Raw genomic sequence first — 14316 nt, forward strand, 5'->3', positions numbered from 1 at the left:
ATATTTTAAATATACCTGGAAAGTGTTCGCTCAACGGCTGCGAGATAGGAGGTGCCAAAAAGGTTGACGTGTACCATCAAAGGGTACAAGTTGCAGAGGTCGGTTCTTTCTTCCCAGCCAGGCTGTAGAGGGAAGGATTCGTGGTAGGCGGAATAGAAAGAAGGTTCAAATCCTCCAAACAGCTGGGTAAAGGCCAGATCCATTTCCCGGTGTCCGAAATAAACTGCCGGGTCAATGAGCCATGCATGCCCGTCGGGCCCTGTGTGCACGTTGCCACTCCACAGGTCGCCATGGAGCAGGGAAGGGGGCTCTTCAGGAAAAAGAGCGGGCAGCTTGTCGTAGAAGGCTTCAAATCGCAACACCGTGTCGTTGGCAATAAGGCCGTTGTAGGCAGCCAGGCCCACCTGCGGTTTCAGTCGGCACTCGATAAAGAAATCGACCCATGATGGTCTCGTTTCATTTTTTTGAAGGAGTTGACCAATGTAGTTGTCGTGATCGAGGCCAAAGAAGGGCGAGGAGTTTTGGTGCAGAGCGGCCAATTCCCTTCCCAGTGTTTCTGCATAGCTGGTGGCTTTCCTGCCAGGCGCAAGGAACTCCAGTAGCAAGTAGCTTTTGCCTTCTGCGCTTCCAGTGTTGATTATTTCCGGCACCCGCACAGCACCTGTGCTTTGCAGGAGCTTCAGCCCCCTGGCTTCCACTTGAAACATGCCCGCTGGTGCGCTTTCGTTCCATTTCAGAAAAAATACGCCAGCCTTGCAGCTTAATTTGACCGTATTGTTGATACAGCCACCAGCCACAAAGCTAAAATCGATCTCTTCTGTCTCTACACCGGTACTTTGGAAGATGACCTTTTCGAAGAACGATTTAAAATGCTCATCAAACATTTAGAGGTTCTTTTCCCGGGCAATGCTGTCAATTAGTTTGTCGCTTGCCCGCCACAGCATATCGTACACTTCCTGGAAACCGTCCATGCCGCCGAAGTAGGGATCGGGCACGTCGAGGCTGTCACGTTCCTCATCAAATTCCCGCATCAGGTAAAAGTGGGGATGCTCCTTTTTGAAAACAGCGGCAATGTCTCTGTAGTTGTTTTGATCCATGGCGAGGACGTAGTCAAACTCGTGATAGTCTTCAATACGAACCTGCCGGGCTTTGTGGTCAATGGGCGTATTGTTGCCAATGGAACAGTCGATGGTACGTGGGTCGGGATCGGCCCCGATGTGGTACCTTGAAGTTCCTGCTGAGTCGGACGCTATCTGGGCGGACAGCCCCCGCTCTTTGAGCTGCCTGTTGAAAATTGCTTCCGCCATGGGTGACCGGCAAATATTCCCCAGGCATACAAAAAGTACCTTTATCATGCTCAAATATGGCCTTTTAAAATAAAATGAAAAAAAATAAATTATTTCCGAAAAGGGTGGTTACCTATCGGTGGTTTCCCGTATATACCTCTACATAACACAAATTTATTCATACACCTGTTTAACAGTAAAGAAAGCCTCTTGATCTTCAGGAGGCTTTTCTTCTTTTACGCCTTCGGCATAGCTGCATTATTTGTCACCGGCGAGAAAAAGCTCGACGATCCGATCACTTACATTTCCATACTTTGTAACAGAGGAGTTTGACAAAAGCACGAGAATCAAGCCTTCTTTGGGGTAGACCCGGAAGTCGGTAATGCCTCCCACTGAACCGCCTGTGTGGCCGAACCCTTTTCTGCCATTCTTTTCCCATACGCCCCAACCCACACCATACCCTGTTACTTTACCATCGGCCAACGCTTGGGAGGTAAGTAAGATCGAACGAACGCTGTCGCTGAGGAATGTTCCGGTGCGGTGAGCCTCCCCAAATTTGATCAAATCCTTCGTGCAGCTGATAAATCCTCCGCCAGCCCACTTGTAGCTGTTGTCGACGTAGGTGGCATTCACGATGTTGCCAAGGCTGTCGACGTCGTAAAACGATACACGGCCGGGAATGATTTTGTGGTTGATGTCGGGGGTAGTGTGTTCCATTTGAAGTGCTTCGAAGACATTTTTCTGCACAAACGGGAGAAAGTCCTCCCCACTTGCTCCCTCCACCACGGCGCTGAGCAGGTTGAATCCATAGCTGGAGTAAGAGTATTTCGTGCCAGGGGCAAACAGCAGTGTGTCGTCCCTGAAGATGTTTAGCCCTCCCATTACCGTTGGGTAGTAGGCAGCGCTCAGCATCTCCCGGCCCTGGTAATGTCGAATGCCGCCAATATGGCCGCCTACCTGCTTCACAGTGATGGGATATCTCTTTTCAGGGAAGTCGGGCACATAGGTTTGCACAGGTTGAGTAAGGTCAAGTTGACCGGCGTCCATCAGTGTGCCCATGGCAGCCGAGGTAATGGGCTTCGACACGCTACCAATTCTGAACAGTGAATAACCCGCTCTTACCGGCGCTTCATGCTCCAGATCGGCATAGCCAAAGCCTTGTGACCAAACGACTTCGCCGTTGATAGCGACAGCTACGTCGATCCCAGGCACTTTCTCGGCGGTCATCAGCGAGTCGATCATTCGGCTGCTTTCTGCAATGGCAGCTTCGTAAGGTGTGGAGGAGGTCTCGGGTTGCTGGCAACTGTAAGCGATACAGATGACAGCCCCGAAAATCAGAAGCAATTTTTTCATTATCCAATATAACCAAATTTGAAAGCAGGAGTCACCATTCACATCAAGCAATTAGCTAATGGCAAGAAATGCTTCGAATTCCCGGGACAAATGGTTATCTTCAATGAAACCTATTTAAACAGATATGCAGAGAAGATCATTTGTAGCTACTACCGGAGCGGCAGTTGCTGGCTCCATGTTGGTGAATCCCATGAATGCCTTTGCCCGGCGGGCAAAAAGGAAAGTCGTCATGGTTGGTACAGGGTCAAGAGGAATTGGCTTCTGGGGGAAGAGGGTTGTTAACAGCTATGGTGACGACCTTGAGTTTGTTGGGCTGCATGACGTGAACAAAGGGCGGATGGACCTGGCCAAAAACGAATTCGCACCCAATGCTAAGATGTTCGACAACTTCGACGACATGCTTGACAAGACCAAGCCTGATCTGGTGATTGTCACCACCATGGATTCTACCCACCATGAGTTTGTTATCAAATCGCTGAACAAGGGCTACAACGTGCTCACGGAAAAGCCCATGACGACCGACGACGTTAAATGCCAGGCGATTCTGGATGCGGAGCGGAAGTCGGGCAAAAAGGTGATTGTTGGCTTTAACTACCGGTATTCCACTTTGGCCACGGCCATCAAGCAGCAACTGGCAGACAATGTAGCCGGGAAGCTTACCTCGGTGGACTTCCACTGGTACCTGAATGTGTACCACGGGGCCGATTACTTCCGCCGCTGGCATCGCCTGACTGAGAACAGCGGCAGTCTTTGGGTCCACAAGGCCAGTCATCATTTTGACCTCCTCAACTGGTGGATCGATTCTGACCCTATTGAAGTGGTGGCATTTGGAGAACTGGAGCATTATGGCAAGAACCACACAGCATTCAAGCACACCAACTGCCGCCCATGCCCCCACAAAAGCAACTGCAAGTTTTATTGGGACATGACCAAGAGCAAAAACCTGATGAGTTTGTATGCTGACAACGAAAAATATGACGGCTACCTGAGAGATGGCTGCGTTTGGAAAGACGACATCAATATCTACGACAAAATGAGTGCTCAGATCAAATACGCTAATGGAGTGGTGGTGAACTATTCGCTGACTACCTATTCGCCTTACGAGGGCTGGCGTGTGGCATTCAACGGCATGGAAGGCAGGCTCGACAGCTGGGAGGATATTCCATGGCAGCAGGGCAAAGACGAGGTAGACCAGGCCAACCGCCATGAGCTGGAAATGACCCAGGGCAAAAAAGAAGAGGCTGAGGAGTTTGACCAGATGATGGTGATGAAGAATTTTGCCGACTATCAGCAGATCAAAGTGCCAAGAGTGAGAGCAGGTCATGGTGGGGGCGACAGCCGACTACAAGACAGGATTTTCAAAGATCCGAATGCGCCTGATCCACTGCGCCATGCGGCCGGTAGCCGGGATGGGGCCATGGCCGTGCTGATTGGTGTGGCTGCCCGAAAAAGCATAGAGCAAGGCAATAAGAAGATCAAGATTGCCGACCTGACAGATTTGAAACCCAGCGTAAAGCGGCTTTAATAGTTAATGTATGAAGGCGGGGCTTACGCTGTAAGCCTTGCCTTAAAAATCGGCCTGATGGCGAGCCAAATCAGTGGAGGCAGCCCTGCGCTTAATATAACAGCAATAGTTGGGTTCTCTGTCCCAGCACTTCCAATAAAGGCAAAAACAAACCCCATGGGAATGGCACTGCTGGCCAGCGCCAGGTGGAAACTATCTAATATGCAAGAATACGAACTTACAAAGAGTGAGTTGGGGGAAGCCCAGAGAATTCGTGTGGCTGTGCGAAAGGGAGCGGAGTATGGTCGATGTTTTTTTCAATCATGTAGCAAGCCCCCAATTAGGTCTCATGTAGTTCAGGAGAATGGGCCACTTCGTGATATCTCTGTCGGGGGTAAAATTATACAATTGTCCTCAAAGCCGATGATCAGGGCTGGTGTTCGCCCGCCGGGCTATTACGAGTTTGTTGAATGCGACATAGGAGCAAGGTTTGGAGATGTGGCTACGTTTTATGGATTCTGCAATGTTCATGATCCTTTGCTCTTTGAGTCAATCGAGCCAAAAGGCTACGGAGCCAAGGTCGATTGGCGTTGCTATAGAAACCAGATATTACAGTGTTATCGGATATTTTGTAATGAACTTTATAAGCAAGAGTATAACCTTAAATGGTATGATGAAATGTTTAAATCTACCATTCTTTCTGAACAAGCAAAAAATACTTTTAGGCAACGCTATCGCAATTTTTTACTTTCGATTGCCCATGCAAGATTTTTGAAATCACAATTCGAAATGGATTTGTTTGCCGGTACAAAATCCTTTATTACTCACGTATTTGAGATTCCTCTAGTACCTATATGTGCAGCGATATCTTATGTTGTCCCTACATTGTATTCGATTACAACTGTAGAAATGAACCAGTTCTTGCAGGGGGGATTGCGGCGACCAGAATCTGCTTATAACTTTGTTAACGTATTTCCTAGTAGTAAGTCCTTGGTAGTTATTCTTGCTACATCTGGTGATGCCACACTACCTAATCGAATGGATTTAGATATAATTGGGAAGATGTCAGAGTGGGAAAAGATGCTGCTAGTTAGTCGACTTATCCTTGTCCATGGAGAAACCTGGATGATTTCGCCCAAAACTTTTTATAACTGGCAAAAGAGTGGTTTTGATAAGTTTGTTATAGATACAGTAGATTTTTACTTTCCGTTGGATAGGAAAAATTTACCACTAATCGCAAATATCTTTGACCGCCGCAGAGCTGGCTCCCTTCCTTTAACTCTAGAATAGGGCCTTAGGTTATTGCATCTTCTGTCATTTCAACAAGCGCAAAGCTTACAGCTTAAGCCTCGCTTTAAATATCGGCCTGATGGCGAGCCAAATCAACGGAGGCAGCCCTGCGCTTAATATCACTGCAATGGTTGGGTTCTCTGTCCCAGCACTTCCAATAAAGGCAAAAACAAACCCCATGGGAATGGCACTGCTGGCCAGCGCCAGATGAAAGTGTGTGGCATTCATGCGCACCATGCCGGCCATGCACGAAATCACCTCAGGGAACACAGGCAGCCAACGGGAAAGCACCACTACCCAGCCGCCTATTTTGCCGGAAAGCTTCTTTCCTTTTTCGTAGTCCTTTTCACCCAGCAGCTTGATGGCGGCTTTCTCGCCCATGAGGCGGCACAGCCAGTAACCAAAGGAACCCGTGATAAAAGAACCTGCTGCGCTGATAAGCCCGCCAACCACCGACCCATAAATATAGCCCAGCGCAGACATAACAAGTGTGGCAGGTAGTGGGAGCAGTAAGTCGCCCATCAGCAGCACGATGCCCATGGCCCAGGCCCAGCTGCCATACTGGCTAAGCCAGCTAACAGAGCCTTCCATAGAGAAAGTCTCCATTAGCGGATCGCCCCAAATGAAGAAAGAGGTCAGCACAATGGCTGCCAAAGCAAGGAAAAGGTAGAGCAGACGCATAAACGAATGTATTCAGGAGGCGGAATTTAACCAACAGAGAGACGATTTAATACTGCCATTTTTTGAAAGAAACATTTAATTTTAAGTCTCCAAGAAAAGACAATTATGCCGAAGCCTACTCCCGAACCCATCGACCCTGCCAGAGTACCACAGCTTGCTGCCGAGCTTGTGAAGAAAGTGAAATTTCCTGTGCTGGCCACGATCGACAACGACCAGCCCAGGTTGCGGCCCGTGTCGCCAGTGCGAACCGATGGCTTTACGGTGTACGTGGCCAACCTGAAGAGCTACGGGAAAACAGCGGAGATTGCAGCCAATCCAAAAGTGGAGCTTTGCTATGTAGACGAAGAGCACAACCAGGTGCGCATTACGGGCGTGGCAGAGGTGGTCAATGAAAGGGCCTTGCTGGAAGACATCTGGAATAGCAACCGTCTGTTGCAGCACTACCTGGGCAGCGTTGATAATCCCCAGCTGATTGTGTACAGGGTGGTGCCCAAGAGGGTAAGGTTCATGCTGGAGTGGGCACTCGAGTATTATGAGGTGCCGCTGGCCTAGCGACTTGCCAGCGAAGGGTTAATATACTGGTGTTTCCGCCAACAATTCCCCCATTCAACACTTTTGCTTTGTGATCTTCATAGCCAGGTAGTAACTTATAGTACCTTCCATGTATTGGAAAGACTATAAACGCTCTAACTACTTAAACTATGGCACCAGCAAGAAAAATCAATCGGCGGGAGTTCGTCGGGTCGGCTGCTTTGGCGTCGATGGCATTTACCATTGTTCCGAGGCACGTTGTGGGAGGCACAGGCTATGTTGCTCCCAGCGACAAACTCAACCTGGCGTATATTGGGTGCGGCACCCAGGGGATGAGGGAAATGGTTGGTCTTATTGCCAACCCAAAGCTGCAAATCACCTCCGTTTGCGATCCCAACAAGCTAAGCACCAATTACATCGACTGGTCACCCTACGGCATCAGGAATAGCATCAGAAAGGCGCTGGGCGACGACTCATGGGGGGCCAATTTCAACGGGATCATGGGCGGCAGAGACATCGGCCATGATTTTGTCACAAAATATTATGCAAAAAATAAGCCTTCGGGAAAATACAAAGGCTGCCAGTCCTATGAAGACTTTCGTGAACTCCTGGAGAAGGAGTCGGGGATCGATGCTGTGAAGGTGATGACACCTGATCATTTGCACGCCACCGTGTCCATTGCAGCCATGAAAAAAGGCAAGCATGTGGTGATTCACAAACCCATTGCCAACCGGATGTACGAAACCAAACTGACGATAGACACGGCCAGGAAAACCGGCACAAGCACACACCTGCTGGCCTGGAGCAAGCGCAGTGGCAATGATGTGGTGAAAAAATGGATTGCTGACGGCGCCATCGGCAACCTGAAAGAAATCCATAACTGGTCGTACCGCCCGGTGTGGCAGCAATGGACGCAAAACCCTACGGAGACGCAGCCTGTGCCCGATGGCTTCAACTGGGACCTGTGGCTGGGCCCTGTACCCGATCGGCCTTACCATCCCAACTACACCCACTGCGTGTTCCGGGGCTGGTACGACTTCGGTGGCGGCAGTATAGCCGACATGGGCCACTACAGCTTGTGGCCGCTTTTCCTGACTTTGGGAGTAAAAACGCCTGCCTACAGTGCCGAAGCCTACGGCACCACCACCCGAACGACCGTGGATGGCGTCAGTAAGGGTGTCGTGAACGACGTTGCCTTCCCTTATTCGAGCATCGTCAGGTTTAAGTTTGCCAAACAAGATACACTTCCTGCCTTCGACCTGTTCTGGTACGATGGAGGCATGAAGCCTCATACGCCTGAAGAGCTGGAAGTGGATGGCAAAGACATGCCTCAGGAGGGTATGATGTTCGTGGGTGATAAGGGAAAGATTTTGGCAGAGTTCAGGTGTGAGAACCCAGTGCTGCTGCCCGAGTCAAGGATGAAGAGCTACCTGGCAGGAAAGCCTGCCCCTGAAGAGACCACAGTGAGAGGCGACGATGTTTGGATTGATGCCTTTCAAAGTAAAACGCAGTCGCCCGGAAGCTTCCTTTATGCAGGGGCTATTTCTGAAACGATCAACCTTGGGGCTGTGGCCCTGCGAGCAGGCAAACGGGTGGTGTATGACTCGGCGAAGATGGAAATTACGAATGATGCCGAAGCGAACAAGTTCCTGAGAAGGGAGTACCGGAAAGGATGGGAGTTATAGCCAAAGGATGGCTGACGTCGTGCCCACAACTTGTTGGTGGCACGACCTGCACCGACAAGACTAACCAAAAGAAGAATTAAACACCTACGATATGAACAGAAGAGATTTTATGGGAAAAACAGCGGCTGTTGGGGCCGCCTCCCTGATGGGGCCTGCTGCCTTTGCGGCCTCAAAAACGAAAACGTCAACCCCTATCATTATGAAAGATGACATTTCGCTTGCACAGTGGTCGCTGGTGGATGAGGTGAGGGAAGGAAAATGGAAGACCGTCGATTTTGCCAAAGTGGCCAGGGAAGACTTTGGTCTTAACGGGATAGAATATGTGAACACGCTCATGGAAGTGCCTCACGAAAACTACCTGAAACAGCTTAACAAGAATGCCGCCGACCACGGTGTAAAAAATGTGCTTATTATGGTGGATGCCGAAGGCGATGGAGCCTCCGATACCAAAGAGGGTCGTAAGCAGTTTGTGATCAATCATCGCAAGTGGATCGACATCGCTCAGTATCTTGGCTGTCATGCCATTCGCACCAACTGCAGAGGGCCGGAAGGAGCCAACAAAGACGAAGCGCTTAAATGGGCAGTGGAGTCGTACAATATGCTGCTGGAGTATGCCATGGAGGCAGGCGTCAAGGTGGTGATAGAAAACCATGGTGGCGTGTCGAACGACGGCGACTGGATGGTGAGGCTGATGCAGGAAGTGAACAACCTGTACTTTGGCACGTATCCTGACTGGCGCCGCCCGATGGATGACTTTGACAATGTAAGCTACCTGGAGAAGACGCTGCCTTATGCCCATGGTATGAGCTATCGCAACCAGCCCACGGAGGAGCTGACAGCCAAAATGATTAACATGGCTAAAAATTCAGGCTACAGTGGCTGGTATGGCATTGAGTCGAGCGGGCGAGCGGAAATCAAAAAAGGGAAAGAGCTGCTCAATAAGTACTTGTTCAGTAAAAAGTAAAACTTGGTGTGTAAAAAGCTTTCGGCTGGCTTGTGCCGGCCGAAAGCTTTCAAGCGCTTCACTATCGCTGATTCATGAAGGCAAAGCCCCATGTGAAGTTCAGGTAGAAGCCCGTGTAGGGCCTTGAACCTATTTCTGCTGTAAACACGCTGTTCATCAGTCGCTTGTACTCACCGTCATGCGGATCGAGGTACCACTGAAAGCCACCACGCCAGCCCACAAATTTGTCTTTTTTTAGCTCAGGAGCGATCGTTTCGTCGCTGAGGCTTCTTACCGGAAAGAGCATTACATCGATGAAATACCGGCCAAAGCCAGCGCCAATTCTATCAATATCGTCGTTGATTTTTGTCTTTACGTAAGCCTGAGAGGTTTTTTGCACGCCAATATAAGGCCCCACAAGCGACAGACTCCCAACCGCTGCTGCAGCCTCTATACCGTCGCTTTCTACCCCAAGGCCCCGGGTATAGATGCCACCCCGCACCCCATACTGGTCTTTGTAGTCCATGTCAGGGATTTTGAGGTATTTGGTTTCTTCAATGGTGTAGTTCTTGCCATTCTCGTACTTGCTGTCTGCAAAAGGATTGTAGCTCAGGATCACCGGCACTTCTTTTATTTTCGTTTTTGTTTTCAGGGGAAGGAAAACGCCGCCTTCCAGGTGATAGCCAAGACCTTTACCGTCTAACTGCCAAAGATCGATTTGGGCATCGCCTTCAAAAGTTAATTTATCAGAAATGCCCATGCGGGCATTGGCACCAACGAGTATGCTGACGTTAGCTCCGGAAAATTCCGAGCCAAATTCGGGTGCCACAAACTTGGTGTAGGCCTTTTCGGGGTCGTTTTCAAGAACGGTGTAAGAATAACTCTGTGCTTTGAGTTGGCTCAGCGTGACGACAACTGCGAATAAGGTAAGTGCTAATTTGCGCATAGGTTTTTTTTGCACAAATATCCTGCGTAGGGTCGTTCGGGGGTATCAGTGCTGTGTGGCAAATCGTATCAGGGGAGGAGGGTATTTGTGGGCTGTATCCAACTACATTAACCCTAACTCTACGGTTATTGCGAGGCTGTCTTATCACTTTTCAATTGTGTGCATGCGTTCATGGCAGTTGTGTTTCCCCGTCACGGTTTCCCCGTTACGGGCAATCTGCCAGATAAGGTACGATTCCCCAAGCGGCAGATTGCCACGGCACAACAATAATGTAGCACAATAAGTAATTGAGTTTGTGCCTCGCAATAACCGGTGAGTCGGGGGGTTGGTGCTTTGGGATTACTCGGCAGCCATGGGCTGTCCCCTGACAGCACACTTCATCATTCCCGTCTGTCGGGGGACAGACCAGGGTGCGGTAAAGAAAGGGTCTGTTAAAAAGTAAAGAGGGCGCTCTTGTGCTGGCGAATAGAGCGACCTCTTTACTCGTTACCCTTTCTCCTCTACCTTCCCATCAGCATGAATGGCGAACCTGCCCTTTTCTCTCGCATGCACATGCTCGTGGTTGGGCCATGGCCAGCCGCCAAACTGCGTGCGCTGATACTCTCGTACCCGTGTGCTGTCCCCTGACAGCACACTTCATCATTGCCGTCTGTCGGGGGACAGACCAGGGTGCGGTAAAGAAAGGGTCTGTTAAAAAGTAAAGAGGGCGCTCTTGTGCTGGCGGATAGAACGACCTCTTTACTCGTTACCCTTTCTCCTCTACCTTCCCATCAGCATGAATGGCGAACCTGCCCTTTTCTCTCGCATGCACGTGCTCGTGGTTGGGCCAGGGCCAGCCGCCAAACTGCGTGCGCTGATACTCCCGTACCCGTGTGCTGTCCCCTGACAGCACACTTCATCATTCCCGTCTGTCGGGGGACAGACCAGGGTGCGGTAAAGAAAGGGTTTGTTAAAAAGTAAAGAGGGCGCTCTTGTGCTGGCGGATAGAGCGACCTCTTTACCCGTTACCCTTTCTCCTCCACCTTCCCATCAGCATGGATAGCAAACCTGCCCTTTTCTCTCGCATGCACGTGCTCGTGGTTGGGCCAGGGCCAGCCGCCAAACTGCGTGCGCTGGTACTCCTGCATCGCCTGCTGAATCTCCGCCTGGTTGTTCATCACAAACGGGCCGTACTGCGCCACGGGCTCCCCAATCGGCTTGCCTTGCAGCATCAGGAGAAAGCCGGGCTCCTTGCCGTTCGTCAGCACCGCTTCCTGATCGGCTTGCAGCTCCACAGCTTTGTAGGCATTGATGCTTTGGTCTTCCACCTGTAGCAGCTCGCCTTTGTAGAAGTAAATCGACCTTTTGGCTCCCTTCGAAGCTTTAGGCAGCGTAAACGTAGCGCCCGGCTCCATGTTGATTGTCCAGATGGCAACGTCATGGTCGGCATCATTGGCCCAGGAATGGGGTGGGGGAGTAGGGGCTGTTTTGTCGCCCAGTTTCCCGGCAACGATCATTACCTCTGTGGTCTTGCCATTAACATCTTTCACCACTTCCCGGGGAATGGTTTCATTCCAAAGCATGCCAAAGTGGGGAGGCACCAGCTTGTGCTTTTGCGGCAGGTTGAGCCAAATCTGGAACAGCTCCAGGGGGTTGTCTTTTTCCTTGCTCAGCAGCGGAAACATTTCCGAATGTTGTACGCCTTTTCCGGCGGTCATCCACTGCACGTCGCCATTGCCAAAGCGGGCGGCAGCGCCCAGCGAGTCGGAATGGTCGATCAGGCCTTTGGTGGCGATGGTCACCGTTTCAAAGCCACGGTGCGGGTGGGCCGGGAAGCCAGGTACTTTTGAGCCGTGGTACATCCTCCAGCCGTCTTTGATGGTGAAGTCGTTGCCAATGGCCCTGCCGGAAAGGGAGGCATCCGGGCCCATTTGGTCGTTGCCTTTAGGGTAGGCATCGGCATGGTGCACACAGAAGAGGAAAGGGTCCTGGGTTTCCCAGGGGAAGCCCAGTGGTTTTATTTTGATAATGGCTGACATATTGTGTTCCTTTCAGTTATTTATATGTATATACATACAACTAACGAGTCAAGTCAAAATTAGTTTTGATGGACAAGGTAAAAAAATAGTTGTTGTGTACCGGTTTGCCGGGTAGGATGGAGACACAGAAATGAGCCGGTATGAACTGTTCCCCATTTGGCTCGATTTGGGTGTCTTAATGACTGAAGGCCATCAGGCGGTTTTCCGGCTACATGGCCAATCTTCCAAAAATATCTCCGAAACTGCTGGTAAATTACGCAGCATTTGACTAGTCTTATTTCCATAATTTTTTGTTCTCCGGCGGCATCATCTCTTTTTGGCGGATTTTTCAACAACCAGCGGTTTTGTCATAGCCGACTTTCTTTTTACCTGTGAACGCTTTGTAGTAGGGGGAGGGCATACAGCCCGGGGCAGTTAGCACCGAAAAAATGGGTAATCAACCGGCAAATATTCATCAATTTGACCAGATCTCAACCGATGACTATATGGAATATAAATGCTAGTGCCGGGGCTGACTGGTGTTTATACAATCGTTACGCACAATTTAAACAGAGTATAATGGCAAAAAGAACAATTGCGACAAAAAGCGAGAACAATAACCCGACTGTCCTTGTAGTTGGACGTGAATATTTTAAAGAAGAGCTCGGCAAAAGAATAGTCATTGGAGAAGAAATTCATAACAGACAAATTCAGACAAATAGACAATTTGAACAAGCGAGACAGGACTACTATGACTGGAATGATTTCAATTCCGAATTCTTGAAACAGTCTTTTAACAATCCTAATAATGAATACAAAAGCAGTTATGACAATGTAAATCAGAAATTCATTTACGTTTCCCAATCACCAGCGGAAGAATTACAAGAATTTATTGAAGACGTAAAAAATAAGGTAAACAATTTACGTCAACTCGTGGCTAAGACATCGCTTATAAAAACAGAAATAAATGAACCTATAATTGCAAAGACATCATCTGCTGCAAGTAATAAAGTATTTATTGTTCACGGACATAACAATGAGGTAAAAGTTAACATTGCGAGGACGGTAGAAAAGCTTGGACTTGAGGCAATAATTTTACATGAGCAAGCCAACTCTGGAAAAACAATTATTGAAAAGTTTGAAGAACATTCTGAGGTTGCATTTGCAATTGTTTTATTAACTGATGACGATTTCGGCAAAAGCAAAAAAGCTGACAGTTTGAATAATCGAGCAAGACAAAATGTAATTCTTGAATTAGGCTATTTCATCGGCAAACTGTCCAGGAATAAAGTTTGCCCCCTGTATGTTCCTGGAGTTGAGTTACCCAGTGACCTACATGGACTACTATACATTGAACTTGATGCAGAAGAAAGTTGGAAGTTTAAGTTGGCAAAAGAATTAAAGGCATCTGGTCTTGACGTGGACGTAAATAAAATCCTATAGCATGTTAAACGAAATAATTGAAGGTCTTAGTAATATTCTAGGACCAATCGCAACAGCGACAAAAGAACGTTCTCAAATGAAAGACGAGGCTTTGAGAGCAATTAGTCATGCTCTCAATGAAACGTATCTTTATTACAGAGATATCGAGCACGGACATTTACCAAATAGAGATAAAGAGGCTATGCTTGTTAAATACTGGTCTGCTGCGGCAATTAGCCTTAGACACTTTGACCAAGGACTTGCAAATATTTGTGATAACAAGGCTGAATATTGGGTAAATCCTGACAATTATAATTCAGCGGACATAGAAAATCTTGGTATCGGTTTGGACAGCGTTAGACAAGCATATCGTAAAATGCTCAAGCCTGACTACAAATCTTTTGGAAGAAGATAAACTGTGCCTAACACGGGCTTTGCGTTAGTGGGCGTACAGTGCGAATAGAAACATTTGAGCAAGCAATAAACTTTGGTGCTGGCAGACAGTTTACGGTTTAGAAAGCCCACCAACGCAAAGCCCGAAACCGTTAATGGCAAGGCAAAGCCAACACAAAAGCAAACAAAACCAAGAACAAGTGATAAGTTTTCAGAATCGTGAAGAATAGAAATCTGGGAAATGGTTGACAAAAAAATCACTACACTTATTGGTAAAGCCATAAG

General features: G+C 48.8%; 15 protein-coding genes. 7 read left to right on the forward strand and 8 right to left on the reverse strand.

Features of this window, described 5'->3' with window-relative positions:
- Nucleotides 1-5 precede the first annotated feature (5 nt).
- The 3 genes from RT717_RS05870 to RT717_RS05880 all read right to left on the reverse strand — a co-directional run bounded on the left by RT717_RS05870 (nucleotide 6) and on the right by RT717_RS05880 (nucleotide 2639).
- Nucleotides 6-884: a fructosamine kinase family protein gene (locus tag RT717_RS05870; protein ID WP_317490807.1), complete on the reverse strand. Its 879-nt coding sequence runs from the start codon at nucleotides 882-884 to the stop codon at nucleotides 6-8.
- Entirely contained in the window at nucleotides 885-1355 is a 471-nt protein-coding gene (locus RT717_RS05875; RefSeq protein WP_317490808.1) for a low molecular weight protein-tyrosine-phosphatase, read from the reverse strand.
- Between the two features lie 189 nt (nucleotides 1356-1544).
- The gene (locus tag RT717_RS05880) at nucleotides 1545-2639 is read right to left on the reverse strand and encodes a serine hydrolase domain-containing protein (protein ID WP_317490809.1); all 1095 of its coding nucleotides are present in this window, start codon (nucleotides 2637-2639) and stop codon (nucleotides 1545-1547) included.
- Nucleotides 2640-2763: 124 nt separating this feature from the next.
- On the opposite strand from RT717_RS05880, the gene RT717_RS05885 reads away from it, so the two are divergent.
- Both RT717_RS05885 and RT717_RS05890 read left to right on the forward strand, forming a co-directional pair.
- Nucleotides 2764-4164 (forward strand): Gfo/Idh/MocA family oxidoreductase, encoded by a 1401-nt coding sequence (locus RT717_RS05885; protein ID WP_317490810.1) that lies wholly within the window; start codon nucleotides 2764-2766, stop codon nucleotides 4162-4164.
- 6 nt (nucleotides 4165-4170) lie between these two features.
- Nucleotides 4171-5433, forward strand: a complete 1263-nt coding sequence (locus RT717_RS05890) for a hypothetical protein (RefSeq protein WP_317490811.1) — start codon at nucleotides 4171-4173, stop codon at nucleotides 5431-5433.
- A gap of 45 nt (nucleotides 5434-5478) precedes the next feature.
- On the opposite strand, the gene RT717_RS05895 is transcribed toward RT717_RS05890, so the two are convergent.
- The gene (locus RT717_RS05895) at nucleotides 5479-6114 is read right to left on the reverse strand and encodes a TVP38/TMEM64 family protein (protein ID WP_317490812.1); all 636 of its coding nucleotides are present in this window, start codon (nucleotides 6112-6114) and stop codon (nucleotides 5479-5481) included.
- Nucleotides 6115-6219: 105 nt separating this feature from the next.
- Here RT717_RS05895 and RT717_RS05900 point away from each other — a divergent pair, with 105 nt between their 5' ends.
- The 3 genes from RT717_RS05900 (at nucleotide 6220) to RT717_RS05910 (ending at nucleotide 9294) form a co-directional block, all read left to right on the forward strand.
- The gene (locus RT717_RS05900) at nucleotides 6220-6666 is read left to right on the forward strand and encodes a pyridoxamine 5'-phosphate oxidase family protein (protein ID WP_317490813.1); all 447 of its coding nucleotides are present in this window, start codon (nucleotides 6220-6222) and stop codon (nucleotides 6664-6666) included.
- 149 nt (nucleotides 6667-6815) lie between these two features.
- Nucleotides 6816-8330, forward strand: coding sequence for a Gfo/Idh/MocA family oxidoreductase (locus RT717_RS05905; RefSeq protein WP_317490814.1), 1515 nt, complete (start codon nucleotides 6816-6818; stop codon nucleotides 8328-8330).
- Between the two features lie 91 nt (nucleotides 8331-8421).
- Entirely contained in the window at nucleotides 8422-9294 is an 873-nt protein-coding gene (locus RT717_RS05910; protein WP_317490815.1) for a TIM barrel protein, read from the forward strand.
- Nucleotides 9295-9355: 61 nt separating this feature from the next.
- On the opposite strand, the gene RT717_RS05915 is transcribed toward RT717_RS05910, so the two are convergent.
- From RT717_RS05915 to RT717_RS05930, 4 genes are all read right to left on the reverse strand, one after another.
- A complete protein-coding gene (locus tag RT717_RS05915; RefSeq protein WP_317490816.1) occupies nucleotides 9356-10219 on the reverse strand; it encodes a hypothetical protein in 864 nt (287 codons plus the stop codon).
- A gap of 486 nt (nucleotides 10220-10705) precedes the next feature.
- Nucleotides 10706-10852, reverse strand: a complete 147-nt coding sequence (locus tag RT717_RS05920) for a hypothetical protein (RefSeq protein WP_317490817.1) — start codon at nucleotides 10850-10852, stop codon at nucleotides 10706-10708.
- A 112-nt stretch (nucleotides 10853-10964) separates the two neighbouring features.
- Nucleotides 10965-11111: a hypothetical protein gene (locus RT717_RS05925; protein WP_317490817.1), complete on the reverse strand. Its 147-nt coding sequence runs from the start codon at nucleotides 11109-11111 to the stop codon at nucleotides 10965-10967.
- A gap of 112 nt (nucleotides 11112-11223) precedes the next feature.
- The gene (locus tag RT717_RS05930; protein ID WP_317490818.1) at nucleotides 11224-12237 is read right to left on the reverse strand and encodes a pirin family protein; all 1014 of its coding nucleotides are present in this window, start codon (nucleotides 12235-12237) and stop codon (nucleotides 11224-11226) included.
- 558 nt (nucleotides 12238-12795) lie between these two features.
- On the opposite strand from RT717_RS05930, the gene RT717_RS05935 reads away from it, so the two are divergent.
- Both RT717_RS05935 and RT717_RS05940 read left to right on the forward strand, forming a co-directional pair.
- Nucleotides 12796-13659 carry a nucleotide-binding protein gene (locus RT717_RS05935; protein WP_317490819.1) on the forward strand — a complete coding sequence of 288 codons (864 nt, stop codon included), beginning with the start codon at nucleotides 12796-12798 and terminating at the stop codon, nucleotides 13657-13659.
- A gap of 1 nt (nucleotide 13660) precedes the next feature.
- Nucleotides 13661-14053 (forward strand): hypothetical protein, encoded by a 393-nt coding sequence (locus RT717_RS05940; RefSeq protein WP_317490820.1) that lies wholly within the window; start codon nucleotides 13661-13663, stop codon nucleotides 14051-14053.
- Nucleotides 14054-14316 lie beyond the last annotated feature (263 nt).

The organism is Imperialibacter roseus, assembly GCF_032999765.1.
Lineage (GTDB): Bacteria > Bacteroidota > Bacteroidia > Cytophagales > Cyclobacteriaceae > Imperialibacter > Imperialibacter roseus.